This window comes from Micromonospora sp. HM5-17, from assembly GCF_003762835.1.
Classification (GTDB): Bacteria; Actinomycetota; Actinomycetes; order Mycobacteriales; family Micromonosporaceae; genus Plantactinospora.
In genome coordinates this window covers 775492-801769 of sequence record NZ_RJWA01000002.1, presented here as the reverse complement: position 1 = coordinate 801769, position 26278 = coordinate 775492, and the positions used below count along the sequence as shown (strand labels likewise).

23 protein-coding genes are annotated in these 26278 nt (G+C 73.3%); 11 read left to right on the top strand and 12 right to left on the bottom strand.

All coding sequences use genetic code 11. The features are described from left to right. Positions 1–61: 61 nt before the first annotated feature. The 3 genes from EF879_RS08620 to mycP are packed head-to-tail and all read left to right on the top strand — an operon-like array spanning position 62 to position 3322. Positions 62–583 (top strand): hypothetical protein, encoded by a 522-nt coding sequence (locus tag EF879_RS08620; protein WP_148086390.1) that lies wholly within the window; start codon positions 62–64, stop codon positions 581–583. Further along, on the top strand, positions 576–2021 hold the full coding sequence (locus EF879_RS08615; RefSeq protein WP_148086389.1) for a hypothetical protein: 1446 nt from the start codon (positions 576–578) through the stop codon (positions 2019–2021). Before EF879_RS08620 ends, EF879_RS08615 begins: the two co-directional genes overlap by 8 nt. Continuing rightward, positions 2018–3322 carry a type VII secretion-associated serine protease mycosin gene (mycP, locus tag EF879_RS08610; RefSeq protein WP_123556495.1) on the top strand — a complete coding sequence of 435 codons (1305 nt, stop codon included), beginning with the start codon at positions 2018–2020 and terminating at the stop codon, positions 3320–3322. The genes EF879_RS08615 and mycP overlap by 4 nt, the downstream gene beginning before the upstream one ends. An 85-nt stretch (positions 3323–3407) precedes the next feature. Here the strand turns inward: mycP and pgm are convergent, their stop codons facing one another. Then, on the bottom strand, positions 3408–5054 hold the full coding sequence (gene pgm, locus EF879_RS08605; RefSeq protein ID WP_123556493.1) for a phosphoglucomutase (alpha-D-glucose-1,6-bisphosphate-dependent): 1647 nt from the start codon (positions 5052–5054) through the stop codon (positions 3408–3410). A 144-nt stretch (positions 5055–5198) separates the two neighbouring features. Then, positions 5199–5450 (bottom strand): hypothetical protein, encoded by a 252-nt coding sequence (locus EF879_RS27190; protein ID WP_158624141.1) that lies wholly within the window; start codon positions 5448–5450, stop codon positions 5199–5201. A 388-nt stretch (positions 5451–5838) separates the two neighbouring features. Between EF879_RS27190 and EF879_RS08595 the strand changes: the two genes are divergently transcribed. Together EF879_RS08595 and EF879_RS08590 are read left to right on the top strand one after the other, a co-directional pair. Next, positions 5839–7968, top strand: a complete 2130-nt coding sequence (locus EF879_RS08595; RefSeq protein ID WP_158624140.1) for an MMPL family transporter — start codon at positions 5839–5841, stop codon at positions 7966–7968. Positions 7969–7978: 10 nt separating this feature from the next. Beyond that, positions 7979–8563, top strand: coding sequence for a TetR/AcrR family transcriptional regulator (locus tag EF879_RS08590; RefSeq protein WP_123556487.1), 585 nt, complete (start codon positions 7979–7981; stop codon positions 8561–8563). A gap of 216 nt (positions 8564–8779) precedes the next feature. Here the strand turns inward: EF879_RS08590 and EF879_RS26955 are convergent, their stop codons facing one another. Next, complete coding sequence (locus tag EF879_RS26955; protein WP_148086388.1) at positions 8780–8959, bottom strand: hypothetical protein; 180 nt, start codon at positions 8957–8959, stop codon at positions 8780–8782. Between the two features lie 121 nt (positions 8960–9080). On the opposite strand from EF879_RS26955, the gene EF879_RS08580 reads away from it, so the two are divergent. Further along, positions 9081–10511: an MFS transporter gene (locus EF879_RS08580; RefSeq protein WP_123556483.1), complete on the top strand. Its 1431-nt coding sequence runs from the start codon at positions 9081–9083 to the stop codon at positions 10509–10511. Positions 10512–10631: 120 nt separating this feature from the next. On the opposite strand, the gene EF879_RS08575 is transcribed toward EF879_RS08580, so the two are convergent. Next, positions 10632–11522 (bottom strand): LysR family transcriptional regulator ArgP, encoded by an 891-nt coding sequence (locus EF879_RS08575; protein WP_199736285.1) that lies wholly within the window; start codon positions 11520–11522, stop codon positions 10632–10634. 77 nt (positions 11523–11599) lie between these two features. Between EF879_RS08575 and EF879_RS08570 the strand changes: the two genes are divergently transcribed. The 3 genes from EF879_RS08570 (at position 11600) to EF879_RS08560 (ending at position 13632) form a co-directional block, all read left to right on the top strand. After that, entirely contained in the window at positions 11600–12241 is a 642-nt protein-coding gene (locus EF879_RS08570) for a LysE/ArgO family amino acid transporter (protein ID WP_123556479.1), read from the top strand. 301 nt (positions 12242–12542) lie between these two features. Further along, positions 12543–13076 carry a hypothetical protein gene (locus EF879_RS08565; protein WP_123556477.1) on the top strand — a complete coding sequence of 178 codons (534 nt, stop codon included), beginning with the start codon at positions 12543–12545 and terminating at the stop codon, positions 13074–13076. 190 nt (positions 13077–13266) lie between these two features. Next, the gene (locus EF879_RS08560) at positions 13267–13632 is read left to right on the top strand and encodes a helix-turn-helix transcriptional regulator (protein ID WP_199736283.1); all 366 of its coding nucleotides are present in this window, start codon (positions 13267–13269) and stop codon (positions 13630–13632) included. A gap of 51 nt (positions 13633–13683) precedes the next feature. Here the strand turns inward: EF879_RS08560 and EF879_RS08555 are convergent, their stop codons facing one another. Next, a complete protein-coding gene (locus EF879_RS08555) occupies positions 13684–14739 on the bottom strand; it encodes an App1 family protein (protein ID WP_123556951.1) in 1056 nt (351 codons plus the stop codon). A gap of 163 nt (positions 14740–14902) precedes the next feature. On the opposite strand from EF879_RS08555, the gene EF879_RS08550 reads away from it, so the two are divergent. Beyond that, complete coding sequence (locus EF879_RS08550; RefSeq protein WP_148086387.1) at positions 14903–16657, top strand: hypothetical protein; 1755 nt, start codon at positions 14903–14905, stop codon at positions 16655–16657. 228 nt (positions 16658–16885) lie between these two features. Then, on the top strand, positions 16886–17440 hold the full coding sequence (locus tag EF879_RS08545) for an acyltransferase (RefSeq protein WP_123556949.1): 555 nt from the start codon (positions 16886–16888) through the stop codon (positions 17438–17440). A gap of 158 nt (positions 17441–17598) precedes the next feature. On the opposite strand, the gene EF879_RS08540 is transcribed toward EF879_RS08545, so the two are convergent. The 7 genes from EF879_RS08540 to EF879_RS08510 form a co-directional block, all read right to left on the bottom strand. Further along, positions 17599–18882, bottom strand: a complete 1284-nt coding sequence (locus EF879_RS08540; protein ID WP_123556471.1) for a nucleotide sugar dehydrogenase — start codon at positions 18880–18882, stop codon at positions 17599–17601. A gap of 16 nt (positions 18883–18898) precedes the next feature. Beyond that, the gene (locus EF879_RS08535) at positions 18899–20452 is read right to left on the bottom strand and encodes a glycosyltransferase (protein WP_123556469.1); all 1554 of its coding nucleotides are present in this window, start codon (positions 20450–20452) and stop codon (positions 18899–18901) included. Between the two features lie 172 nt (positions 20453–20624). Continuing rightward, positions 20625–21152: a hypothetical protein gene (locus EF879_RS08530; protein ID WP_123556467.1), complete on the bottom strand. Its 528-nt coding sequence runs from the start codon at positions 21150–21152 to the stop codon at positions 20625–20627. A gap of 17 nt (positions 21153–21169) precedes the next feature. Further along, positions 21170–22507 (bottom strand): glycosyltransferase, encoded by a 1338-nt coding sequence (locus EF879_RS08525; RefSeq protein ID WP_123556947.1) that lies wholly within the window; start codon positions 22505–22507, stop codon positions 21170–21172. Between the two features lie 59 nt (positions 22508–22566). Next, entirely contained in the window at positions 22567–23115 is a 549-nt protein-coding gene (locus tag EF879_RS08520; RefSeq protein WP_233604317.1) for a hypothetical protein, read from the bottom strand. Between the two features lie 2 nt (positions 23116–23117). Beyond that, positions 23118–24365, bottom strand: a complete 1248-nt coding sequence (locus EF879_RS08515; RefSeq protein ID WP_233604316.1) for a glycosyltransferase family 4 protein — start codon at positions 24363–24365, stop codon at positions 23118–23120. Between the two features lie 89 nt (positions 24366–24454). Further along, the gene (locus tag EF879_RS08510) at positions 24455–26080 is read right to left on the bottom strand and encodes a glycosyltransferase family 4 protein (RefSeq protein WP_199736241.1); all 1626 of its coding nucleotides are present in this window, start codon (positions 26078–26080) and stop codon (positions 24455–24457) included. Between the last annotated feature and the right edge of the window lie 198 nt (positions 26081–26278).

Here is a 26278-nt window from a genome sequence, read left to right as displayed (position 1 = left end):
GACGGGCAACGAGTTCGGACAGCAATCATGTGACCCCCGTCCGCTACAATGAGCGACGTTGATGTCCGCTGACACGTGGGGAGGGGTGGGGATGAGCCAGGTCGACCCACGGGTCGCCGCGGCAGCCGCGGTCGCCGCCTCGGTGGGCGGCAACCTCGGCGCGGTGGCCGGCGCCGTGGCCGGCGCGCTGATGAACCAGATCACCGTGGAGATCGATGGCCTCGCCAAGGCAGCCGCGGTGATGCGCGAGGAGCTGCGGCAGGGCTACCGCACCCAGGTGCCGCCCGTGCACGACGCCATGGAGCGGGGGGCGACGATCGGCACCGGCATTCTGGGTGCCGAGTGGGACCACCTCCGGGACCGGTACGACGAGTGCATCCAGGCGACGCTCGACTCGCTCTACAACCTCGACCGGGGAACCCAGGCGATGGCCAGTGCCGCCGAGCAGATAGCCCGGAACTACCGCACCACCGACGACCTGGCCCGGGCCACGGTCACCGACGTCTACGACGCGCTGGGACCGACCCAGCCCCCGGCCCCGTCCGCCCCGCCGGCTCCGTCGGGAGGTACCGCCGGTGTCTGAGCGTCCCGCCACTCTCACCGTCGTCCAGCTCTGGCAGATGGTGGATACGGCTTACCGCCAGCTCCAACCGAGCCGCGACCAGGTCGCCGCCTGGAACCGGGCCTCCAGCATGCTCGACGGGCACGTCCGGACGCTGCGGAGCTGCCGCGCGCAGCTCGCCGCCCTGTGGCCCCCGGAGAGCAACGCCGCCTCCGCGGCCTACCTGGGCGAACTGGACCGGCTCATCACCGCCGCGGAGCAGACCTCGACCGTCGCCGCGAACAACGCCACCCAGATCAACCACGTGGCGAACGCGATCGAGCTGACCCGCGCGAAGCTGAAGCCGATCTACGAGGAGTACGTCAGCAACCAGCAGAGGCTCGCGGACTACCAGAAGCAGATCGAACAGGCCGGCGTGATCGGCGGGGCGATCGGCCAGTCGTACGCCGGAGAGCTGGGACGTACGGTCGGCGACCGGGTGGGCGAGGGCCTCTTCGAAGCCTTCACCTCGCCGCCCGTCGAGGACGGTCGGCAGGAGGCGCTCAACCGGCAGGCCCACGCGTTGATGGCGCAGTTGGACGGCGCCGCCCGCGACGGTGGGCAACGGGTGAAGCCGCCCCCGGAGTACCTTCCGCCGCGGACCGAACGTGACGACGGACGGGAGATTGGCGACGGCTCGGACGACCGGGCGATCCCACCCCCACAGGTGGACCCGCCGTCCCACCGCCGGGTGTCCGACGACGCCGGTCCCGGACAGATCGAGGGCGACGTCGGCCCCGGGCAGATCGAGGGGGACGTCGGCCCCGGGCCGGTCACCGTCCTCCCCCACCAGCCCGCGTCGCCGCCGTACCCCACCGACGACGGCCCGAGTCTGTCCACCGTGCTTCCCCCGACCGCTCCGACGCCGGGTCCGACGCCGGGTTCGCCCCCGGTCTCGCCGCCGGTGACTCCGCAGCCGACGGCGTCCGGCCCCGGACTCGGTGCCCCGCCGATCATCTCGGCGGTACCGCCGATCGGTGGTGGGGGCGGCGGGGGTGTCGGTGCCGGCCGTGTTCCCCCCGCTCCACCGGTGCCGGGCGGCGTCGGCCGTCCCGGCTCGCTCGGCTCCGGTGGCGTTCTGCCCCCCGGGGGCGTGATCGGCGGACGGCCCGGGACCGGCGTCGGCGGTGTTCCGCCGACGCCGGTGGGCGGCGGGACCCCCCGGGTGAATCCGGTCGGCGGGGTCATCGGACCGCCCGGTGCGGCGGGAACGGGCCGCGCCGGGGCCGCCGGCGCGGTCGGCGGTGCCGCCCCGGTGGGCGGCCGCCGGGGCCGGTCGGACGGCGGCGAGCGGGATCACCGGCGCTGGGACCCCGACAACCCGTGGGAGGTCGAGGAGGGGGTCGCGCCCTCGATCGAGCCGAACCGGCGCGTCAGCCGGCACGACACCGGAGGCGGAGTCATCGGGCAGGACCGGTGAGGGGACGGCTGGGACGCTGGTCCGCGGCGGTCGCGGTCGGGGTGCTCGCCGCTGGTCTGGGGGCACCCGGCCCGGCGCTCGCGGACGAGATACGTGATCGACAGTGGCATCTGCGAGCACTCGACATCGCCGCGGCACACAAGGTCAGCCGGGGCGAGGGTGTGATCGTCGGGGTGATCGACAGCGGGGTGCGTGCCGACCACCGCGACCTGGTCGGTAACGTCCTGCCCGGCGTGGACCTGACCGGCGCGGACACCCGGGGGCAGCAGGACACCAACGGGCACGGGACCGCGATGGCCGGCCTGATCGCCGCACACGGCCACGGACCGGGCAACGCCGACGGCGCGCTCGGCATCGCGCCCGAGGCCAGGATCCTGCCGATCCGCGACTCGCAGTCCAAGGTCGGCCACGCCGGGAATCTGCCGGATGCCATCGCCGAGGGGGTCCGACGTGGCGCCAGGGTCCTGTCGCTGTCACTGGTCGCCGGCTCGTCGGCCGCGCTGCGCAAGGCGGTGCAGGACGCGTTGGCCGCCGACGTCGTCGTGGTGGCCGGGGTGGGGAACCGCCCCGACGACGAGTTCATCGGCTACCCCGCCCGGTATCCGGGCGTGGTGGCGGTCGGCGCCACCGGACGGGACGGCCGGATCGCGTCGGTGAGCGTGACCGGCGCGGAGATGGTGCTGACCGCACCCGGGGTCGACATCGCCTCCACCAGCAACACCGGGGGCTACCGCGCCGGCACCGGCACCAGCGACGCCACCGCGATCGTGGCCGGAGCGGCGGCGCTGGTCCGGGCGAGGTACCCGGACCTGTCGGCGACCGAGGTCGTCCACCGGCTCACCGCCACCGCGGACGACAGGGGCGCGCCCGGCCGCGACCCCGAGTACGGCTACGGCGTCCTCGACATCGTCGAGGCGCTCACCGCGGACGTCGAACCCGCCGAGGCGCCACCGACGGCCGAGGCGAGCCCGCCCGCGGGCGACGCCGCCACTCCCCCCGCGGCGGCGCTGCCCGGCGCCGACCAGCCGACCGACATCACCCTCAGCCCGCTGGCCTTCGTCGTCGGAGGGCTCTGCCTCCTGGCCCTGCTCGGCGGGGTGGGCGTCCTCGGCTGGCTCCTCGTCCGCGGCCGACGCCGCCGGACGCACCCGCCGCCACCGGTCGTGGTCGGTCACCCGTATCCGGGTGCGGCGCCCACCCCACCCGGTCACCGCGTCCCGGGCGGGTATCCGGGGCCGCCCGGATACGGCACCGGCGGATATCGGCACCCGCCGGCACCGCCCGATCCGCCACCCCGCTAGCCCGGGGTGGCGGCGGACCGGGTCGCCTCGGGCCGGCCGGTGCTCCGGGGGTGGGGCGCCCCGGAGCAGCCCGACCGCCGGCCGGCTAGGCGCCCTTGAGCACGTCGGTGACGAGGGCCTGGGCCTCCTCCTGCACCCGGCTCAGGTGCTCCGGGCCCTGGAACGACTCGGCGTAGATCTTGTAGACGTCCTCGGTCCCGGAGGGCCGGGCGGCGAACCAGCCGGACTCGGTACTGACCTTCAGGCCGCCGATGGGGGCACCGTTGCCCGGGGCGGTGGTCAGGATCCCGGTGATCGGCTCGCCGGCCAGCTCGGTGGCGGTGACCTGCTCCGGCGAGAGCCGGCCGAGCACCGCCTTCTCCTCCCGGGTCGCGGGGGCGTCGATCCGGGCGTACGCCGGCTCGCCGAAGCGGGCGACCAGGTCGGCGTAGTGCTCGCTCGGCGACCGGTCCGTCACCGCGACGATCTCGGCGGCGAGCAGGCTGAGCAGGATGCCGTCCTTGTCGGTGGTCCAGACCCGGCCGTCGCGGGCCAGGAACGAGGCGCCGGCGCTCTCCTCGCCGCCGAAGCCGACCGAGCCGTCGAGCAGCCCCGGCACGAACCACTTGAAGCCCACCGGCACCTCCAGCAGCCTCCGGCCGAGATCGGCGGCGACCCGGTCGATCATCGAGGACGACACCAGGGTCTTGCCGACCGCGGCGTCGGCGGCCCACTCGGGGCGGTGGCGGAACAGGTACGCGATCGCGACTGCCAGGTAGTGGTTGGGGTTCAGCAACCCGCCGTCGGGGGTGACGACACCGTGCCGGTCGGCGTCCGCGTCGTTGCCGGTGGCGACCCGGTAGTCCGTCCGGCGCGCGATGAGCGAGGCCATCGCGTGCGGAGAGGAGCAGTCCATCCGGATCTTGCCGTCCCAGTCCAGGGTCATGAAGCGCCAGGTCGGGTCGATCAGCGGGTTCACCACGGTCAGGTCGAGCCCGTGCCGCTCGGCGATCTCGCCCCAGTACGCCACGCTGGCCCCACCGAGCGGGTCGGCGCCGATCCGCACCCCGGCTGCCCGGATCGCCGCGATGTCGACCGCGGCGGGAAGGTCGGCGACGTAGGCGGCGAGGAAGTCGTACCGGCCGGTCGTCTCGGCCGCCCGGGCCCGGGCGTACGGGATCCGGCGCACCCCACGAAGGCCATCGGCCAGCAGCTCGTTGGCTCGGTCCTGGATCCACCGGGTGGCGTCGGTGTCCGCCGGGCCGCCGTGGGTGGGGTTGTACTTGAACCCGCCGTCGGTGGGCGGGTTGTGGGACGGGGTGATCACCACACCGTCGGCGAGTCCGCTGCTCCGCCCGGCGTTGTGGCTGAGGATCGCGCGCGACAGTGCCGGAGTCGGGGTGTAGCCGTCCCGGCTGTCGACGAGCACGGTCACCTCGTTCGCGGCGAGCACCTCCAGCGCGCTCACCGCGGCCGGCTCGGAGAGCGCGTGGGTGTCCCGGCCCAGGAACAACGGCCCATCGATCCCGTGCTGTCGCCGGTAGTCGCAGGTCGCCTGGGTGATGGCGAGGATGTGGTCCTCGTTGAACGCGCACCGCAGGCTGGACCCTCGGTGACCCGAGGTGCCGAACGTGACCTGCTGCCCGGGGTCGGCCGGGTCCGGGTGCTCGGCGTAGTACGCGGTGACGAGTCGTGCCACGTCGACCAGATCCTCGGGCTGGGCAGGCTGGCCGGCACGGGCGTGGACCGACATCGAACCTCCTTCTCCTCGCATGGGAACGGGCCCGCGGGACGGGCCCCGGGCCGCGTCCTCGCCGCGCGGGGCGGGCGCGCTCACGGACGCGGGCTGCGGGTCGACCGGTGGAACGTCCGGCCGGCCCACGGTGGCCGGTCCGGCTCAGGGTTCACTCCGTCGTCCCTTGCCGACCACCACGATCCCATGCTCGACGACCGTGAACCGCTCACGGTCCCGCTCCGGATCGACACCGGTCGTGACGCCCTCCGGTACCACCACGTTCCTGTCGATGGCGTGGTTCCCTTTGAGGACGGCGTTGCGGACACCGATGCCCCGGCTGATCTCCACGTCCTCCACCAGCACCGAGCCCTCCCCGTGGGCGCCGGAGTGCACCCGGGCGTTCGGCGGAACCACCGCCCGTGTCGTGGCCGGCGGGTCTGGGACGCGCGGCCGTCGGCCAGGTCGGACAACACAGAGTCGAGCATGCGGTACATGCCGCCGAACGGGACGGTGGGCGTGACCCGGTCCGCGGTGCGCGGCATCGGCCGCCTGCCCTCTCCCCCGGCGGGCACGATTGCGAGGACCCTGGCAGACATGACCTGACGGTAACGGAGGCGGCAAACCCGCGTACGCGGCTTGCGTCGTTCGTCCCCGTCCCGATCCGCCGGCCGGGACGCGTCGCCGACCGGGCCGGACCGGCGCGCCCGCCGTCGCCGGAGGGCGGGGGCACCCCCGGTTTTTCCGACAGAGTGTCGGGATGTTATCAACAGCGCGTCCGACGAAACGAAGGCGAGGACCCGCCATGATGGCTGGACTGGGCCGGTTGGTCGCCGGCTCGCGCCCGCGAGCGCTGCTCGTCGTGGCGCTGTGGATCGTGCTGGCCGGAGCGCTGCCCCGGTTGACCCCCAGCGTGGACGAGGTCACCGAGCCGGGCAGTGCCAACGCTCCGGTCGCCGGTGCCGAGTCCGCCGCCGCCCGCGACCTGCTGCTGGAGAGGTTCCCCGACCAACAGGGGATTCCGGCGCTGATCGTCATCCGTAACCCCAACGGCCTGCGGGCCGCCGACGACGCCGAGGTGGCCCGGATCAGCCAGACGCTGACCGGACCGGAAGCACCCGAGGGCGTCACCACGGTGCTCTCCACCGTCACCGTGCCGCAGATGCGGGACAGTCTGGTGTCGCCCGACGGCACCACCACCATGATCCTGGTGCCGATCCGGGGCATCGCCGGCACCGACGAGCGCTTCTCGCAGACCGTACGCGAGATCCGCGCCATCGCCGGCACCGGCGAGGGTGACCGGGAGATCCGGGTCACCGGCCCCGCCGGCATCGTCACCGACACCGTCGAGGTCTTCCGCAACGCCGACCTGGTCCTGCTGGCGATGACCGTCGCGCTGGTGCTCGTCCTGCTGCTGCTCATCTACCGATCACCGGTGTTGGCCCTGATCCCGCTCCTCGGCGTGGGGATCGCGATGCAGGTCACCAACGCGGTGGGCGCGGCGCTCGCGGAGGCGGACATCATCCGGATCGACTCCTCCTCGACCTCGATCATGACGGTGCTGCTGTTTGGCGCGGGCACCGACTACGCCCTGTTCATCCTGATGCGGTTCCGCGAGGAACTGGCTACGACCGACGACCGGTACGCCGGGATGCGCGCGGCCGTCCGCAAGGTGGGCGAGCCCATCGTCTCCAGCGGCTGCACCGTCGTCCTCGCGTTGCTCACCCTGCTGCTGGCCACGGTCCCCGCCACCCGGGAGTTCGGTCCGTTCCTCGCCCTGGGCGTCGCGATGATCCTGCTGGTCACACTCACCTTCGTGCCGGCCTCGGTGGTGCTGCTCGGACGGGTCGCCTTCTGGCCGATGCGGCAGGTGGCACGGGACCCGGGCGAGCGCTCGTTCTGGGGCCGCGTCGCCCACCTGGTGTTGGGCCGTCCGGTCGCCGTCGCCGTGGCGAGCCTTGCCGTCCTCGGTGCCCTCGCCCTGGGGGTGCTCGGCTACACCCCGAACGCCAACCTGATCAGCGACTTCCGGGCCGACAGCGACTCCCTGCGCGGGCAGCGTCTGCTGGCGTCCGCCTTCCCCGCCGGGCAACTCGCGCCGACCACCGTGCTGGTACGCAGCGACACGCCCGCACAGGACGCGGCCACGGTGGCCGCCGCGCTGCGCGGGATGGACGGGATCAGCCAGGTGAGCCCGCCGATCCCCTCCGCCGACGGTCAGGTCGCCCGGCTGGAGGTGGTCTACGGCGACGACCCGTACGGCCCGGCCGCCCTGGACCGCACCGAGCGGGTCCGGGAACGCGCCCGCCAGGCTGTGCCCGACGGCGAGGTGCTCGTCGGCGGTGAGAGCGCCAACGCGCTGGACAACCGCACCCACGACTGGCGTGACTTCTGGGTGGTGGCCGGCGCCATGGGCGTGCTGATCCTGGTGATCCTGGTGCTCCTGCTCCGGGCCCTAATCGCCCCGCTGGTGCTGCTGGCCACCACGGCGCTGTCGCTGTTGTCCGCGCTCGGCGTGACGATCCTGACCTGGGTCGTACTCGGCGACCACGTCGGCACGAACAGCCGGGTGCTGCTCTACTCGCTGATCTTCCTGGTCGCGCTCGGGGTCGACTACAACATCCTGCTGGCGAGCCGGGTGCGGGAGGAGAGCGCCCGGCATGGTTTCCCGGAGGGCATCCGGGTGGCGTTGACCCGCACCGGTGGGGTGATCACCTCGGCCGGGTTGATCCTCGCCGGAACCTTCGCCGTCCTGACCACCCAGCCGCTGAACTCCCTGCTCCAGTTCGGCTTCGCCATGGCGGTCGGCATCCTGCTGGACACCTTCGTCATCCGGGGCGCACTGGTGCCGGCGCTGTTCCGGCTGATCGGACCCGCGGTCTGGTATCCCGGCCGGCTCAGCCGAACGGCGAGGAGCGGGGCGTCGACGGACTAGCATCCGGTTGATGCCGAAGATCAACGCAGCGACGGTGACGGAGCACCACGCCCTCCGGCGTGGTGCTCTGCTCGCCGCCGCGGCTGACCTGCTGCTCTCCGGCGGCTATCCGGCCCTGACCTTCGGCGCGCTCGCCGAGCGCACCGGGTTGGCCCGCCCCACCATCTACTCGTACTTCCGGACCAGGGACGAGGTGGCGGTGGCGCTGTGTGAGGAGGCGCTGCCGCAGGTCGCGGCCAGGGTCGAGCGGGCCGTCGCCCGCGAGCGCACTCCCCGCGGCCGGCTGGTCGCCTTCGTCCGGGCGCAACTGGCCGCCGCCCGGGACACCCGGCACCGGCTGGCCCACGCCATCGCCGAGGCGCCGCTGTCGGCCGCCGCCCGGCAGCGCATCGGGGAGCTGCACCAGGAGCTGATGCCCAGCGCGGTACCGATCCTCACCACGCTGGGCCACCCGCAGCCGGAGCTGGCCGCCCGGCTGCTCCAGGGGGTGATCAACGCGGCGGTCATCGCCCTGGACTCCGGGGAACCGGTCCACCGGACCGTGCGGGTCACCGTGGCCGCCGTGCTCGACGGCTTCGCGTCCGCCCCAGACTGACCGGGCACGCGCGCACCCGCGGCGACGACCGGCCGGGCTACCGCTCCAGGGACGCGGCGGCCGCGGAGCCGGCGAACCGCACAGCCCTGCACCGGGCGCGCCTCGGAGGTGACCGCGGCCATCACCGTGCCCGGGCGGGCTCCGCCGCGTGTCCAAGCGCGGCGGGACCCGGGCCGACCGGTCCGACGCCGGGCGGGCCGTGGCGGCCGCACCGGGTCAGGCCTCGACCCGGTGCCCCTTGTCGATCACCACGATCCCATGGTCGGAGACCGCGACGCGCTCGCGGTCCCGCGTCGGCTCGACGCCGATCGCCGTACCCTCCGGTACCCCGCACGTTCCTGCCGAGGATGGCGTTGCGGACGACGTGTGCCGGCCGATCTCCACCCCTTTCGGCACCGAGCCGCGCACCTTCGCCCCGGGGTGCACCCGGGCGTTCGGCGGTCCACCGCCGGCGTCGCCCGTGACCTCCGACGCACTCGATTGATCTCAAGTTCTCTTGAGATCCTACGGTCGGCGCATGTCCACTGTTGCGGAAAATCCACGCGGACGCTGGCGTGACCTGCTCGGTCCTGGACACGTCGGCATCGCCACCGTCCTGGCCGGCGGGGTCGGGTTGCACGCGATCAACGTCTTCCTCACCACGAGCCTGCTGCCGACGGCCACCGAGGACATCGGAGGGGAGCGGCTCTATGCCTGGAGCACCTCGGTATTCATGATCGCCTCGGTGATCTCCTCCATGCTGGTCAGCCGGTTGCTCGGTGGGCGCGGGCCGGCCGGGGCGTACCTGATCGCGCTGGCGCCCTTCGTCATCGGCACCGTCGTGTGCGCGGTGAGCCCCACGATGGTGGTGCTGTTGTGCGGCCGCGCGCTGCAGGGCGTGGGTGGCGGGATCCTGGCCGGCCTCGGCTACGCGGTGGTGCAGGCCGTGCTGCCGGAACGGCTCTGGGCCACGGCGACCGCCCTGGTCTCGGCGATGTGGGGCGTCGGGACGCTCGCCGGTCCCGCCATCGGAGGCGTCTTCGCCCAGTTCTCCGCCTGGCGACTCGCGTTCGTGGTGCTCGCCGTGGTGGGCGCGTTCGTCGCCGTCGTCGCGTCGCGGGTGCTGCCGCGTCCGGAACGGGCGACGGCCGGCGAACCGATGCCGGTGGTCTCGCTGGCGCTACTGACCGCGACCACGGCCGTCATCAGCGTCGCGAGCCTGCTGGAGCAGCCGTGGCAGCTGGCCGGCGCCGGGGTGGTGGCCGCGGTGCTGCTGACGGGATTCGTGGCGTGGGAGCGCCGCGCCGCCGTACGGGTCCTGCCGGCGATGACGTACTCGGCGGCGAATCCGTTGATGTGGCTGTACCTGACCATCGCCGTCCTCGCGGCCGGCACCGCCACCGAGGCGTTCACCCCGCTGTTCGGCCAGCGGCTGGCAGGGCTGGAGCCGCTGGTGGCCGGCTTTCTGGGCGCCGCCGTGTCGCTGGGCTGGTCGACGAGCATGGTGTTCAGCGCCAACGCCTCCGACCCGCGGACGATCCGGCGGCTGTGCGCGCTGGGGCCCGCCGTGCTCGCCGCCGGTCTGACGCTGGCCGGGCTGACCCAGTGGGAGCACGCGGGACTCCTCGCGGTCGGGGCCTGGTTTGTCGGTCTCATGGCCGCGGGCGCCGGAATCGGCATCGCGTTTCCCCACCTGGTCGTGGCCACCATGGGCGTGTCCGACGACCCGGCCGAGGCGGGCAAGGCGTCGGCCGGCGCGAACACCGTCGAGCTGATCGCGCTCGCCTTCAGCTCCGCCCTGGGCGGGGTGCTGGTGAACCTCGGCGCGCCCTCGACGACCCGCTCCGCGCAGCTGCTGTTCTTCGGCTTCGCGGTGGTCGCGGTTCTCGGTTGCCTGACCGCGGCCAACGCGAGTCGCACCGGCACGTTCGCGACGCGGCCCGATGCGGGCGAGCGGGTCACCGTCTGACGAACCGTCGCGCCCCCCGGACGTCGAGGGACGGGTCGCGCCACCCCGGGACGAGGGGAGCCGGGATGGCCCGGAAGGCCCGGTGACGGACACGGGGCGGCCGGGGCCGGAGGGGTCGGGCTACCGCTCCAGGGACGCGGCGGCCGCGGCGGCGACGGCGTCGGCCAGCGCCGTGAGGAGCCGGGAGTCGAGCCGCCACTGCTGCCAGTACAGCGGTACGTCGAGGACCGCGTCGGGGTCGATGGGGACGATCGCGCCGGAGTCCTGGTAGCGCGCGATCTGCTGGCCCGGCAGCATCCCCCAGCCGAGCCCGAGCCGGATGGCCTCCGGGAAGTCCCCGGAGGAGGGCAGGTAGCTGCGGGGCGGGTCCAGCGGCTGACGAGTCCGCTGGCGCAGGTAGCGGTGTTGCAGGTCGTCCTTCCGGTCGAAGACCAGCATCGGCGCCCGGGCCAGGTTGGCGACCGTCGGACCGTCGGGCAGCCAGGTCCGGACGAACTCCGGGCTGGCCATCGGACGGTACCGCATCCGGCCGAGCCGGCGAACCGCACAGCCCTGCACCGGGCGCGCCTCCGAGGTGACCGCGGCCATCACCGTGCCCCGCCGCAGGAGTTCCACGGAGTGGTCCTGGTCCTCCCGGTAGACGTCCACGCAGATCCCGGCCCGGACCGCGGCGGCGAGCGCGGGCAGCACCCAGGTGTTCAGCGAGTCGCCGTTGACCACGATCGGGATCCGGGTGAACCCGGCCGCCGTGGCGGTGGAGTCGTCGCCGAGCTGGTCCAGGACGTCGCGCTCCAACAGCGCGACCTGGCGGGCCAGCCGCAGCACGACCTCGCCGGAGGGGGTGGGCCGGGCCGGTTTGCCGCGCTCGACGAGCACCCGGCCGATCGCGGTCTCCAGCGCCTTCATCCGCTGGCTGACCGCGGAGGGGGTGACGTGCAACTGGCGGGCGGCGGCCTCGAACGAGCCCTGGTCGATCACCGCGACGAAGGTACGAAGCTGCTCGAACTGCACGTCCACATAAGCAACCCTAATCTTAGGTAAGAATCATTAGCTGGAGTGGCCCCCGCTCCGATCCTTAGGGTCGGCCCGTGACCGCTTCCGCCAACCTTCCGCTTCCCGCCGGGCTCCTCTCCGGCCTGGTCGCCGGATTCGGTGTCGGGCTCTCCCTGATCGTGGCGATCGGCGCCCAGAACGCCTTCGTGCTCCGGCAGGGCATCCGGGCTCAGCACGTCCTGCCGATCGTCGCCGTCTGTGCCGCCTCGGACGCGGTCCTCATCCTGGCCGGCATCACCGGGATCGGCCTGATCGTCGCGCGCGCCCCGGTGGTGCTCACCGCCGTACGCTGGGCCGGCGCCGCGTTTCTCGTCGGCTACGGGCTGCTGGCGGCCCGGCGGGCGTTTCGTCGCCAGGCGCTGACCCCGGCCGACGACGGTGGAGCGTCACTGCGTACCGCGGTGCTGACCGTGCTGGCGCTGACCTGGCTCAACCCGCACGTCTACCTCGACACCGTCCTGCTGCTCGGCTCGCTCGCCAACACCCGTGACCCGGTCGGGCGCTGGTGGTTCGGCGCCGGCGCGGCGCTGGCCAGCCTGGTCTGGTTCACCGCGTTGGGGTACGGCGCCCGCCTGCTCGGCCGGATCTTCGCCCGTCCGCTGGCCTGGCGGGTCCTCGACAGCCTGATCGCGATCACCATGATCACGATAGGTATCAACCTGATCATCGAGCGCTGAGACCAACCCACCGCGCCGGCCAGGGACTCTCCCAGCCCGGGCCGGGGTTTCGCCCTGGTCGTGCCGGAGTTCGCCCGGCCCGGGTTGGAGTTCGCGTGCGTCCGGGGGGCGCCGGCTCGCGATGCCGCCGCCGAACCAGCCACCCACCGGCCGGGTCGTAGACGCGCTGGCTCGACAAGACATCGATATGTATTGCGGCGCGCGACATCCGCGGTTGTCCGGCTCGGGTCCGGGCCCGCCCAGGTGGCCGGCCGGCCCGCCCGGGGCCGCCACCCCACAAACCGTCCGAGAGGGAAAGCTCATGCCGCGATCGATTCGCCGGGCGGCAACCGTCGTCGCCGCCGCGCTGCTCGCCGCCGGTGCCGCCCCGTCCGACCCCGGGTTCGCCGCCGAGGCGACCACCCGCGCGTCCGTCGTCCGCTTCGCCGCCGACTCGGGCGACGGCTGTCCGTACGGCCAGACCGAGGGCCTGCTCGACTGGCGCCCGATCACCGCGCCACCGGGCCAGGCCGACGTCCTGCTCACCGGGTACCTGATCGACCGCCCGTCCCGGGACGACCCGAGCCGGATCTGCCTCGACGACCTGCGGTTCAGCTACGCGACGTACTCGGCGTACAGCAAGGACGTCCTGGTCGACGAGGTGGTGCACCGGGTCGACAACACCCAGATCGCGATCGAGGTGGCGCTGCGGGCCGACCTGGCGCGCGGCCCCATCGACTCGGTCGTCGTCCAGGTCTGCCGGGCCTCGCTGCTCTCGGACAGCCCGCGCCCCGACTACTGCGGCCCGGCCCAGCGGTACACCCCGAATGACGCGGGAGCGTCGCACCTCGGGTGACGCGCGCGGCGGGTCGGGCGCCGCACCGTTCGTGCGCCTCCGGGCGGCCAGCCGGCCCGGGTCAGGATGATCGGCGGGCGGGGCCGTCCGGGAATCGGGGGCGCCGGCGGACGTGGCGCGGGCCGGCGGCGGATCGGCAGCCGCTCGACCGGATTTCCCTATATAAGTACGCGCTGAGAAAATGGCGTCCGTGCACGCGTTCGACGTACTCGGCGACCCGGTCCGGCGACGGATCCTGGAGCTGCTGGCCGACGGCGAGCGGCCCGCCGGCGAGGTCAGCGCGGTCATCCAGGAGGAGTTCGGGATCTCGCAGCCGGGCGTCTCGCAGCACCTGCGGGTGCTCCGGGAGAACGGCTTCGCCACGGTCCGCGCCGAGGGGACCCGGCGGCTCTACGCGGTCGACCCCACCCCGCTGCGGGAGATCGACCGCTGGCTGGAGCGGTACCGAGGGTTCTGGAGCCAGCGGCTGGACGCCCTCGGCACCGAGCTCGCCCGGGGCCGCCGAGACCGCCGCCGGGCGGCGGAGGCCGCGGCTGACGGCGACGCGTCGGCGTAGCGCGCGCACCGCCGAGGCGGCGACGCGCCGACGCTCCCGAACCCGGCCGGATCAGACCAACTCGGCCTCACGGAGCAGCCGCCACAGCCCGGCCCCGTCGGGGGCGGTCAGCCACCGCTCGCCCAGCGCCCCGGCGGCCGTACCGCCGTCCGGGCTGTCCGCCGGGGCGGGGAACGTCCCCGCCAGCACCGCCTGGGTCGGCGAGAGCCGGCGGATCAGCACGCCGACGACGTTGTCCGGGTACTTCGCGGCGAACTCGGCGTAGATCTCCTGGTCGTGCTGGCCGTCGTCGCCGATCAACAGCCACCGGATCTGCGGGAACTCCCGGGCCAGCCGAACCAGCGTCGTCCGCTTGTGCTCCCGTCCGCTGCGGAACCATCTGTCGTGCGTCGGTCCCCAGTTCGTCAACAGCAACGGTCCGGCCGGATAGAGGTGTCGGGAGAGGAAACGGGTCAGGGTCGGGGCGACGTTCCAGGCACCGGTGGAGAGATAGAGCACCGGTGCCCCCGGGTGGGCGTTGACCAACCGTTCGAAGAGGACCGCCATTCCCGGAACCGCCATCCGGGCGTGTTCGTCGAGGACGAAGGTGTTCCAGGCGGCGAGCAGTGGCCGGGGCAGGGCGGTGACCATCACCGTGTCGTCGATGTCCGAGACGATGCCGAACCGCAGCGTCGGGTCGACGATCCGGACCGGCGCGTCGACCGGCTCGGCCCCGGGGCTGGTCAGCCGTACGCTCTGCCAGCCCGGGTCCAGTTCGGCGTCGACGACGAGGTCGACGAAGCCGCTCCGGTCGGCCCGGGCCTCGTGTCGGGTGCCGCCCGCCTCGATCACGACCGGGGCGTGCTGCACCGGCAACGTGGCAAAGCTCCGCCAGCCCCGCAGCTTCTCGGGCCGCCGGCGGGGTCGGCGGCGCAGCCGGGTCAGCAGCACCCGGCCCAGCACCCGGACCCAGCCGGGCGCGCCGTAGCCGGCGTACGGGACGAGCGTGACGTCCCAGCCGCCCTGCCCGAGTCGACGTGCGAGGAACTGGTGTACCGCATCTTCGATCCGGGCCGCTCGGTGCAGCCGCGGCGCGGGCGCCGGACCGGCGGGAATCAGCGACACCATGACACCCTGCCACAGCGCCGCCGGCCCGGTCACGACAGATCCACTTCTCGCTCGTGACCAGCCGATACGCCGGCGGACTGCGCCGATCCAGGCCGCGAGCCGGGTCGGCTGTGACAGACTCCGAGGCGGGGCGACGACGGGGGCGTTGGTCGTGTCGGTGGCGATGCCGCGCGGGGGTCGGCGGGTCCGGTCGCTCGACCGGCCCGGCCAGGTGGCGCTCGGTCTCGGGGTGCTCGGGGTCGCCTACCGCCTGGTGCTGATCCTGCTCACCGTGCCGGGATCGAACAGCGACGAGGCAACGTTCGGCCTCGCCGCGATGCACATCGCCGCCGGCCGGGAGTTTCCGATCTTTCTCTACGGTCAGCACTACATGGGCACGGTGGAGAGCTACCTCGCCGCGCCGCTCTTCGCCCTGTTCACCCCGAGCTGGCCCCTGCTCCGGCTGCCGTTGCTCGCGCTCCACGCGGTCTTCGTCTACCTGAGCTACCGGCTCACCCGGCGCCTCTACTCCCCCTGGCTGGCCACCGCCACCGTCGGCCTGCTCGCGCTCGGCTCCGAGCGGGTGGTGCGGGACCAGATCACCACCGTCGGGGGGCGTCCCGAGATCAAGCCCGCCGTGCTCGGCCTGCTGCTGATCGCCCTCGCCCTCGGGCAGCACTCCACCCGACACCGGTGGTGGGGGTTCGCCCTCTTCGGCCTGCTGGCCGGGCTGTGTGTCTGGGACGACTGGCTGGTGCTGCCGTACCTGATCGCCGCAGTCGGGCTGCTGCTGGCCGGCACCTGGCGGGACCTGCTCGGCCGGGCCGGGCCGCTGGTCGTCGGTGGGTTTCTGGTCGGGGTCACCCCGCTGATCGTGGACAACCTGACCGCGCCGGCCGGGCAGGACTCCGTGTCGGTGCTGCGTCAGGTCAGTGACGGGGCGGCCGTGGTCACCACGGCCACCGACCGCCTGTACGGGGCGGTGCTGGTCGGGATTCCGCTCGCCACCGGCCTCTGCCCACCGGACGGCTGCGCCCCGGAGCAGATGTGGTGGGGCGGACTCTATCCGGCCCTGGTACTCGCCGCGGTGGCGCTGGCCGTACGCGGTATGCTCCGCCCCGACCCCACGGCGGCCGGATCGCCGTCACGGACGCCCGAGGCGACGCGCCCCCGAGGGGCGACGGGGACACCCGAGGCGACGCGACCACCGACGGCGGCCCCGGTACGGCCGGACGGCGACGCCGCGGTCGGGGAGGCGCGCGACGGTCCCGCCGTCTCCCGGGCGGCAGCCCGGCTCCGGTACGTCGGGCAGCTCGCCCTCCTCGTCGGGGGGGTGCTGGCCCTCGCGGCGTACGCCCGCAGTGCGCTCGCCGCCACCGCGCCGCTCGCCAGCGCGCGGTACCTGTCGATCCTGCAGATCTCGCTTCCTGCGGTGCTCTGGCCGCTCTGGCTGGTCGCCCGGTGGACCGGTCGCGCCGCGGCCCGGACCGCCGCCCGGCTGGGCGGGCTCCTCGCCGTGGCGGTACTCGCCCTCCTCGTGGCGCTGATGCTCGCCGCAACCGGACAGCTGATCGGCCAGATCGGCACGATCCGCACCGAGGAACGGCAGGCCCGCGAGCTCGCCGACGCGCTGCGCCGGGCGGGCCTGACCCGGGTCTACGGCGAGTACTGGACCTGCAACCGGCTCGTCTTCAACGCCCGGGAACGGGTCGTCTGCGCCGTCCTCGACGACCGGCTGCGGCCGGGGCAGGACCGCTACCGGCCGTACGCCCGGCAGATCCGGGAGGCCGGGCACCCGGCCTTCGTCCTCGCCGCCGGCGGTCCCGCGGAGGCGTCGCTCCAGCGCCTGCTGCGCGACCGGAAGGTGGCGGCGACGGTGACCGAGATCGCCACCTTCCGGATCTACCGGCCGGAGGTCCCGCTCCACCCACCCGGGTGAGGACACCTCCCGGACACGTGCCGGCCACCGATCCGACACCGACCCGCCGCCGACTCGTCGCCGTTTCGACCGGTCACCGGGGCGTCCGGGCCGGCTATGCTTCGCCCGAGCCGCGACGCCGGTCGCGCTCCGTACGCGGCGCCGGGCGACATCGTCCGTGCCGCCGCCCTGACCGGCCCGGGTGCCGCGGTACGCCCGGGCGCCTCCCGTCGACCCGTGAATCGAGCGATGACCGAGAACCCCTCCCTGCCCGACACCGTCTTCGTCCACCCGTCGGCCGAGGTCGACGCGGGTGCCCAGATCGGTGCGGGCACCAAGATCTGGCACCTCGCCCACATCCGCTCCACCGCCCGGATCGGTGCCGGCTGCGTGATCGGCCGGAACGTCTACGTGGACGCGAACGCGGTGATCGGCGACCTGGTGAAGATCCAGAACAACGTCTCCGTCTACCAGGGGGTGACGATCGAGGACGAGGTCTTCGTCGGCCCGTCCGCGGTCTTCACCAACGACCTGCGGCCCCGGGCGCAGAACCCGGACTGGCAGATCACCCCGACCGTGGTACGTCGGGGCGCGTCGATCGGCGCGAACGCGACCATCGTCTGCGGCGTCGAGATCGGTGAGTACGCGATGGTCGCCGCCGGCTCGGTGGTCACCCGGGACGTGGCGCCGTACCAGCTCGTCGCCGGCAACCCCGCCCGGCCGAGGGGCTGGGTCGACGCCCGGGGCGAGGTGGTCTCACGGGACCCGGAGCGGCCGCCCGCCGTCGACGCCGGGAGGTGCTGAGTCCGGCCGGCGCCGCCTCGCGGGCCGGGCGGGACGTCACCCGGCCCGCACCCGGCTCGGCACGGGACGCGTGCGGTGACGCCCGGTCCGTGACGCGGGACGACGCACCACCGGCCCGGGATGCCCGGGGACCGCGGTGGCCGGAGCGCGCCGCCGGCTCAGCCGCCGATGAGCACCCGGCGTACGCCGGGCCAGCGCGCCGGGTCGGTCACCCGTCGACCGTCCACCAACACCCGTACGGTCGGCAGGTCCGCCGAGCCGAGGGTCCGGTACTCGGCGTGGTCGGCCTGGACCACCGCCGCGGTCACCGGCTCGTCGGCGTACGCGGGGAGGCCGAGCGCGGTCAACTCGCCGGCCGTGTACATCGGATCCGAGACGTACGGCGTGGCGCCCCGGCGCCGAAGCGCGTCGACGGTCGGGAAGACCCCGGAGAACGCCGTCTCCTTGACCCCACCCCGGTACGCCGCGCCGAGCACCAGCACCCCGACCCCGGTCAGGTCGCCGACCGCCGCGGCGAGGAGGTCCACGGCGTACTCCGGCATCGCCGCGTTCGCCTCCCGGGCCGCCCGCACCACGGTTGCCGCCGGGTCGTTCCAGAGGTACATCCGGGGATAGACCGGGATGCAGTGTCCGCCGACCGCGATCCCCGGCTGGTGGATGTGGCTGTACGGCTGGGTGTTGCACGCCTCGATGACCGCGGTGATGTCCACGCCGACGGTGTCGGCGTACCGGGCGAACTGGTTCGCCAGCCCGATGTTGACGTCCCGGTACGTCGTCTCGGCGAGCTTGGCCAGCTCGGACGCCTCGGCCGAGCCGAGGTCCCAGACCCCGTTGGGCCGGGCGAGGTCCGGCCGCTCGTCGAAGTCCAGCACCGCCGTGTAGAACTCGACACCGCGCCGCGCCGAGGCCTCGTCCACCCCGCCGACGAGCTTCGGGTAGCGACGCAGGTCGGCGAAGACCCGACCGGTCAGTACCCGCTCCGGGCTGAACACCAGGAAGAGGTCGCGCCCGACGGTGAGGCCGGAGCCCTCCTCCAGCATGGGGGCCCACCGGTTGCGGGTGGTCCCGACCGGCAGCGTGGTCTCGTAGCTGACCAGCGTGCCCGGTCGGAGGCCGGCCGCGATGGCCCGGGTGGCGTCGTCCATCCCGCCGAAGTCGGGCACCCCGTCCGCATCCACGACGAGCGGCACCACCACGACCACGGCCTCGGACTCGGCGACCGCCGCGGTCGTGTCGGTGGTGGCCCGCAGCCGCCCGGCCGCCACCGCCGCCTTGAGCCTGACGTCCAGGTCGGTCTCGCCCGGGAACGGTACGGCGCCGTCGTTGACCAGCTGCACAACCCGCTCGGACACGTCGGCACCCAGCACGGTGTGCCCCTTGTCAGCGAACTGTACCGCGAGTGGCAGGCCGATCTTTCCGAGCGCGACGACGCAAATCCTCATGCCGCCACTCTGCTCCCTACGGTCGCTTCCTCCGTAACCTCTGGATGACGCGCCGGGGAGTAACAGGTGTAATCGCGATGACGAACTGGCCGCGGTGGTTCACCGTCGGTGTGACCACGTAGAACCGCGCCCCCCGACGGGCCATCAGCCGGGAGACCGGCGGCCGGATCGGCGCCCGCAGCGGCGCGCTGCCGACGGAGCCGAAGGCGGTCAGCTGGGAGCGGATCGGATAGAGCCGTCCGCCGGCCGGGACGCCCTCGAGAAACGGCCCGATCCGGAACTGGACGCGCAGGTTGGTGCCGCCCTTGTCGCGGTTGGTTTCCAGGGTGGTACCGACGATGTCGCCGGCGGTGAGTCCGATCGGCCCGGAGGCGAGCTCGATCAGGTCCCGGCGGGGTGTCCGGGCGATGACCGTCAGCGCCCGCTCGCCGTCGGGGCAGGTGTTCCAGGTCGCCACGATCGCCTCCAGCCGGGCGAGCCAGTCCGCCGCGCACTCCGAGACGTCGAACCACTCGTCCGGCATGGCGAGCCGGGGGTCCCGGAATCCGGGGTAGCCCGCGTACCAGCGGACCCCGTCGATGATGGTGGGCGGCACGCCGTGCTCGGCGTCCTGCCGGATCACCGCGATGACGTCCTCGACCGTGCCGCGCTGCGCGGTGGAGATCCGCAACCGTGCCTCGATCTCCAGCTGGGCTCGGATGTGGTCGGTGAGGTAGCGGTCGGCCAGGGTACGGATCCCGGCCACCACCTCCTCCTGGACGGGACGGTCGAGCCGGAGAAAGTCGTCCTCGACGAGCCGGGCGACCTCCCAGCTGAAGTGTCGCAGCAGGACGTGGTCCCGCTCCTTGCCCGGCTCCACCAACCGGGCCACCACATTCATGATCGACTCGACGCTGCGGAGTCGGTCCAGGTGCCCGGCCTGCTGCCCGTTCCGGACCCGGCGGGTCGCGTAGTAGAACTCGTAGTCGGCCAGCACCGAGATCCGGCCCGCCCGCAGGCACGCCTCGAAGGTGAACGGCTGGTCGCCGGCGACCACCAGGTCCTCGGGGAAGCGCAGACGGTGACGCTCGATGAGGCTGCGCCGGAAGAGCTTGGTGTTCGACAGCGACCAGGGCAACGCCGAGTCGAAGAGCCCAATCTGGATCTCGTTGCCGGCGAAGACGGACTGGTCGATGTGCCGGCCGTCCAGGCCCACCACCCGCCCGAGCACCACGTCCGAGCCGTACGCGTCGGCCGCCGTCACGAGCCGTTCCAGCGCCTCCCGCCCGAGGTGGTCGGTGGCGCCGACGAAGAAGACGTACCGTCCGGTGGCCTGCTCCAGGGCGCGGTTGCTCGGCGCGCCCAGCCCGCCGCCGGAGTAGGGCTGGTGGATCACCCGGACGGTCTCCGGGTACAGCCGGGCGAACCAGTCCAGCTCCCGGCCGCTGGTGTCGGTGGAGCCGTCGTCCACCGCGATGATCTCCAGTCGGTGCCGACCGATGCTCTGCCGGACGAGGGAGTTCAGGCACCTGGTGAGATCGGGCATGGCGTTGTGGACGACCACCACCACGCTGACGTCCGGCGTGCTCACGCGGACATCCCCGCGCCTCCGCCACCCATCGCCGGTCTGACCGGCCGGACTACGTCCATGATCTGTGCCGCTGCCTTTACTCACGGGCCGCCTCACGCGAGAACCCCGGCGAGTGTACGGCACGGCGCGGCCGTCGTACCGAATCGTGCAGTTCGGTTCGCACCGATACGTGCTACCCGCGGGTCTCCCCGGTCCCCAGCTCCGGATCGAGCGCCGAGGTGGCGATCGCCGTCGGGTGTCGCCGCGCCAGCCGTACGCCGAGAACCACCGAGTCCAGGTCCGCGGCGACGATCGCGGCCGGTACGCCGAGCTCGCGCCACGGCACGGTCCGGAGCGCCCGCCGCGCCAGCGCCAGTGCCCGGAGCTGGCCGTAGCACATCGCCGCGACCCGGTGCAGCGGTGCCACGAGACGCGGGTGCGCACGGCGCGGCACCTCGCCACCGGCGGGCCGGGGCGGGGCGAACGTCCGCTCCAGGAGGTGCAGTGTGCTCCGCCGTCCGGCGGGGAGCAGGGACGCGACCCGGACCCGTGGGTCGAGTTCCGCACCGGGCCGCCGCTGGTCGTCCACCACGACCAACACGACGTTCCGTCCTCGCTCGGCAAGCTGTCCGGCGTACCCGACGACCCGCTCCCCCACCCGGGGTGCGAGCGCCAGCAGCACGATGGTCCGGGACCGCGGGTCCCGTCCGTCGCCGCCCATACGTACCTCCGTACCCGCTACGTCCGTCGGTCGCCGGAGACCAGGGCGCGAAGCCGCGCCTCCAGTGGGGAGAGCACGAGCTCCCGGGCGTACCGGTCGGCGTGTCGACGCGCCGCCGCGCGCTGCTCGGGCTCGAGCTCCCGGGCGGCCCGGGCGGCGGCCACCATCGACCGGGCCACCGCGGCCGGGTCCAGGCTCCGGGCCGTGAACCACAACGGATAGCCGGCGAGGACCTCCTCCGCCGCGATCCCCGGCGCGTGCACGGAAACGATCGGGCGACCGCTCGCCAGGTATTCGAAGATCTTGCCGGAGGTGACGTACCGCGATCCACCAGCGAGGAAGATCAGGACGTCCGTCTCCGCGTACACCGTGTGGACCTCGGTCTTCGCCACCGGGCCGAGGTAGCGGACTCCGGTGTCCCCGGTCAGTCCGAGCCGGCTCACCAGCTCCGCGGAGCCGGCCGGGGAGAAGCCGAGGTGGCCGTGGATCCGCAGCTCCGCGTCGGTCAGGTCACCGTGCGCGCGGACGAGCTGGAACGCCGCGACCAGTTCCTCCAGCGGCTGGACCCGGGTGACCGTACCGAGGTAGCCGAAGCGCAGGCCCGGGGCGGCGTCCGCGCCCCCCGCCGCGGTGCCCGGTCCACCGATCTGCGGGGAGTCCACCGGCGCGGCGATGAGCTCGGGATCCCAGCCGTTCGGCACCACCAGCATGCGGTCCGCGACGGCCGGATAGCGTTCCGCGTGCCAGTCCCGCAGCGCCTGGTTGACGAAGACCACCCCGGACGCCCGGGCCAGCACCCGGCGTTCCCAACGCCAGGCCGGGTGCCCGGGTGGAAAGGCGGGCTCGTTGGTGAACAGGTCGAGGGTCCAGGAATCCCGGTAGTCGAGGACGTACGGTACGCCGGTCAGCCGGTGGAACAGCCAGGCCGCGCCGAACGAGGCGAACGGGTTGCCCGTCGCCAGCACGACGTCGAACCTCCGTCGACGATGCAGCCGAAGCCCTCGCGCCACCGCGGCGAGACCCCAGGACGCGTAGTGTTCCGGGAAGCCCAGTCGTTGGCTCAGCTGGTAGAGCTTCTGCGCGGAACGCGGGAACGTCCGACGGAACCTCCCGTACCGGCGCAGGTCCTTCTCCCACGCGAACCGGTGCAGGGGCGGACGCTCCACCCGGATGCGGGGATCCACGGTGGCGGCCAGGTCGGTGTCGAGCGAACCGAGCACGTCGCGCAGGAAGTCGAGTGGCGCGGCGAGGGCGGTGACGTCCCAGCCGCGGATCGCGAGGTGGTTCGCGGTGGCCCGGGCCCGGTAGACACCGCTCGCCCGGGAGGGCGGAAAGTAGAAGGAGAGGTAGAGCAGCCGCGGTCGGCGGGCCGGCTCGGCCTCCCGGTGCGGGGACGCGTGCGAGCCGGTCACGGTTACCCGGAGTCCCGCAAGCTCAGAAGGTGGTCGATGCCGAACGCCAGGCGGGGCGGTCTCGTACCGGCGCTCCGGTAGCCCGCCACCAGTCCTGCCGCGTACGGCATCGAGGCCGGATCCAGGACCACGATCGCGTCCAGGTCCCCTCCCTTCGCCAGGTACCGACGGAGCACCGGACACGTCCCCTCGCCCCACCGTGGCCGGATCATCGGCAGGACCACCTGACGGTGCAGCCGCTCGGCCACGCGGGTCTCGTACCTGGCGGAGACGCGGCGAGCCGGTTGACGCAGCGGGCCACGGCCGACCACCCGGAACAGTCGGCGTGGGACCGTGAACAGCACCGCCCGTTCCAGCCGGACCGGCATCCGCGTCGACTCCAGCGTGGACAGCTCGACGACCTCGACCGCGGGGTCGAAGCTCATCCGTCGCCAGGGCCGGAGAGTGTCGACGAGCACCACCGGGCGGCCGCCGACGGCGACCACCTGCGCCGACTCCTCCACCGCGGCCCGTGCCCGGTTGCCGCCGAGCGCGAGGAACAACACCCGCACGGTCACTCCCCCACATCGCCGGTGCCGAGCCCCGCCCGCACCGTCGCCACCGTATCGCTGGCATCGGGAAACCAGATCCGCCGATGAGCCGCCGCCACCGCGTCGTACCCGTACCGGTCAGCGAGCACCGCACGGGCGTACGCCAGGTCGACGCCGTCGGGGAAGCGGTCCCGGAGCCGCCGGTAGCCGGCGGCGATGGTCTCCGGGTCGTCGTCGACGTCGATCAGCCCACCGGCGGCGTCCTCGATCCCGGCCAGCGTCTCCTCCGGCCCGCCGCACCGGGTCACCAGCACCGGCATGCCGGCGGCGACCGCCTCCACCACGGTCATCCCGAAGGTCTCCAGCCGGCTGGGATGGATCAGAAGGTCGTGCTCCCGCATCAGCTCCAGCGCCCGGTCGGGCATGACCGAGCCGACGAAGGTGACCGCCTCCGCCACGCCCAGCGCGTCTGCCCGCGCCGCCAACGTGGCCCGCAGCCTCCCCTCGCCCACGAATGTCAGCGTGAGGTCGGGCTCGTCGGCCCGGCACCGGGCGAACGCGTCGAGAAGCAGGGCCACGCCCTTGCGGTCGCTGAGCGAGCCCACGAAGAGCCAGCGGCGTAGCCGGGTGACCGGGTCGGACCGCACGGGGCCGAAGTCCACCGGATTCGGCATGATCCCGATGCGGTCGGCGTGGTGCGGAAACGCCGAGACCAGGATGGCGCGCAACGTCTCGCCCACCACGAAGAAGCCGGTGGCCCGGTGGATCACCTCGTCGTACATCGCCCGGGAGTCGGGTTCGGCGAGGACGCTGGGCAGGAAGGTCGAGTGTTCCGTCACGAAGACCCGGGCGTCGGGGCGCGCGTTCTGCAGTGCCGTCCAGCCACCCCGCAGGCCCACGTGCGCGTGCACCACCGGCGCGTCGATGCGCCGGCCGTCCAGCGCGACGTGCAGGGCCTCCGCGTACCGGGTCGCCAACTCGGCGAAGGAGATGCCGACCCGCACCGGCACCGGGACGTAGCACAGCCGTGCTCCCGTCACCGTGGTGGTCTCCCGGAGGGCGTGGGTCAGCAGCGACCGGTGCGCCCGGGCGATGGCGTGATCCTGCCGCGGACCGACGTGCGCACCCCAGCCGTCAACGTGGTACACGGTGGCCCGATCGCGCGCCGAGGCGGTCGCCGCCACCATGGCCCGTACGAACGCGCCACCGAACGGCGTCTGCCGGGTCGGGTACCAGGGCGTGATGACCGCCACATCCCGACGAGGGGGCATCCGAGTCTCCTTGTCCGTGCTCGTCCTGTGGTCGTCAGGGCTGCCGGCCGGCGGCGCGACGGCACGTCCGGCCGGGTGACGATCCCGGGTCACGCCCCGGTCGCCGCCATCGCCGGACCGGACACGGCGCTCCCCGGGTCCCCGACCCCGGGGTGCTGCCGGGGCGGGGCCTGCGGCAGCAGACGGGCGTACAGCCGGTCGAGGATCTCGGCCTGGGCCTCCCAGCTCCACTCCTCGAGCAGGCCGGGCCGGTCGTACGCGGCCCGGTACCGTTCCGGATCGGCGAGCACGAGCTTCACCGCCCGGACGAAGTCAGCCAGGTCCTGGGCCCGGAACACCTCGCCCTGCCCCGTCGACCGCACGACCTCCGACATGGTCCGGACATCACTGACCACCAGCGGCAGCCGGGCGTGGGAGTACTCGAAGAACTTGTTGCTCAACGCGATCTCGTGGTTCGGCAGGTGGTGCAGCGGGCTCACCGCCGCGTCAGCCGCCGCCAACACCCTCGACACCTGCCAGTGCGGTACGTACGGCAGCAGGTGGACCCGGTCCGCGACGCCGAGCCGCTCGGCCCGCTCGTACAACTCGTCCGCGGGCTTGTTCCTGCCGGACGGATGCAGCGACAGCATCGCCACGTGCACCCCCGGCAGGCTGGGAAGCGCCTCGACGACCAGGTCGACACCCCGGACCGGATTGATCCCGCCCGAGTACGCCAGCAGGGGGGTGTCCCGGTCGATCCCACACAACGCCCGCAGGTCCGGAACCGGCGCGGCCAGCTCCTCCTCGGACAGTCTCGTCACCGGCGCGTTCATCACCACCGTCGGCTGTTCGGGCAACTTGTGGTCGGCGCGGAGCAGGTCGGCCAGGGCGGTCGAGACGGTGACCACCGCGTCGGCGTACCGGGCGTACTCGCGTTCGTGGGCGACCTGGGCCGGCAGCCACCACGCCGCGAGGGGCCGCAGCCCGGGCACGTACTCGTGGGCGTCCCAGACGAACCGCACCGGCCGGCCCCTGGCCCGAGCCCGCAGCGCGGCCCGGGCGCCGACACCGATCATCTTGACGTCGTGTGCGTGGATGAGGTCGGGCTCCAGCTGGTCGATGACCCTGCCGTAGGCCAGCTCCCAACTCCAGAGCGAGGGGTCGAGCCGGCGCCAGCTACGGTCGCCCATCACGGTGGTCCAGAAGGCGACGGGTATCCGGTTGAGCAGGCTGTCCGGGCTCTGCCGCACCTCACGCAGCCGGCGGGTCTCGCGGGCCCGGAACCGTACCCACTTGTCCAGCAGCGTCGCGGCGGCCCGGCCGACGGCGATCCGCCCCCGCCCGACCAGCCCGGCCAGACCACCGGTCGACCCGGTCCGGAGCGCGGCGGACCGCGCCACCAGGTCCGCGCGCCAGGCCTGCACCGAGGCCAGCCGGTAGTTGAGGTGCCGGCTACCCGCCGGGTACGCGAGCGGCCGGCGCAGGGAGCGTCGCCGGAACAGCGACGGGTAGTTGACGTCGGTCGGGACGGGAAGCAACCGCACCTCGGCGTCGCCGAGCCGGAAGGAGCTCTCGGCCGGGTCCGTCTGCCTGCCGAGCAGGATCACCTCCCAGCCGGCCTCGGCAGCGGAGCGGGCGGTCTTCTGCACCCGGGAGTCGCCCCGGACGCCGTTGTCGACCAGCATGACGATCCGGCCCCGAGCGCGCCGCGTCGCGGCGGCACCGTTCACGTCCATGATGGCTGTTACTGCCTCTCCCCTAGGCGACTCCGGCGAAGACCCGGCGAGTTTACGGTAACCACCGATGCCATCAAGGCAGTTCGGCCACAATTCCTTCGCAATTACATGACAGTTCTCTCATTGTTTGACTTCTGTTCCACGGCCGGCCACCAACACCCTCGACCACGATGACATACAGCAAAGGAACAGGCAGTA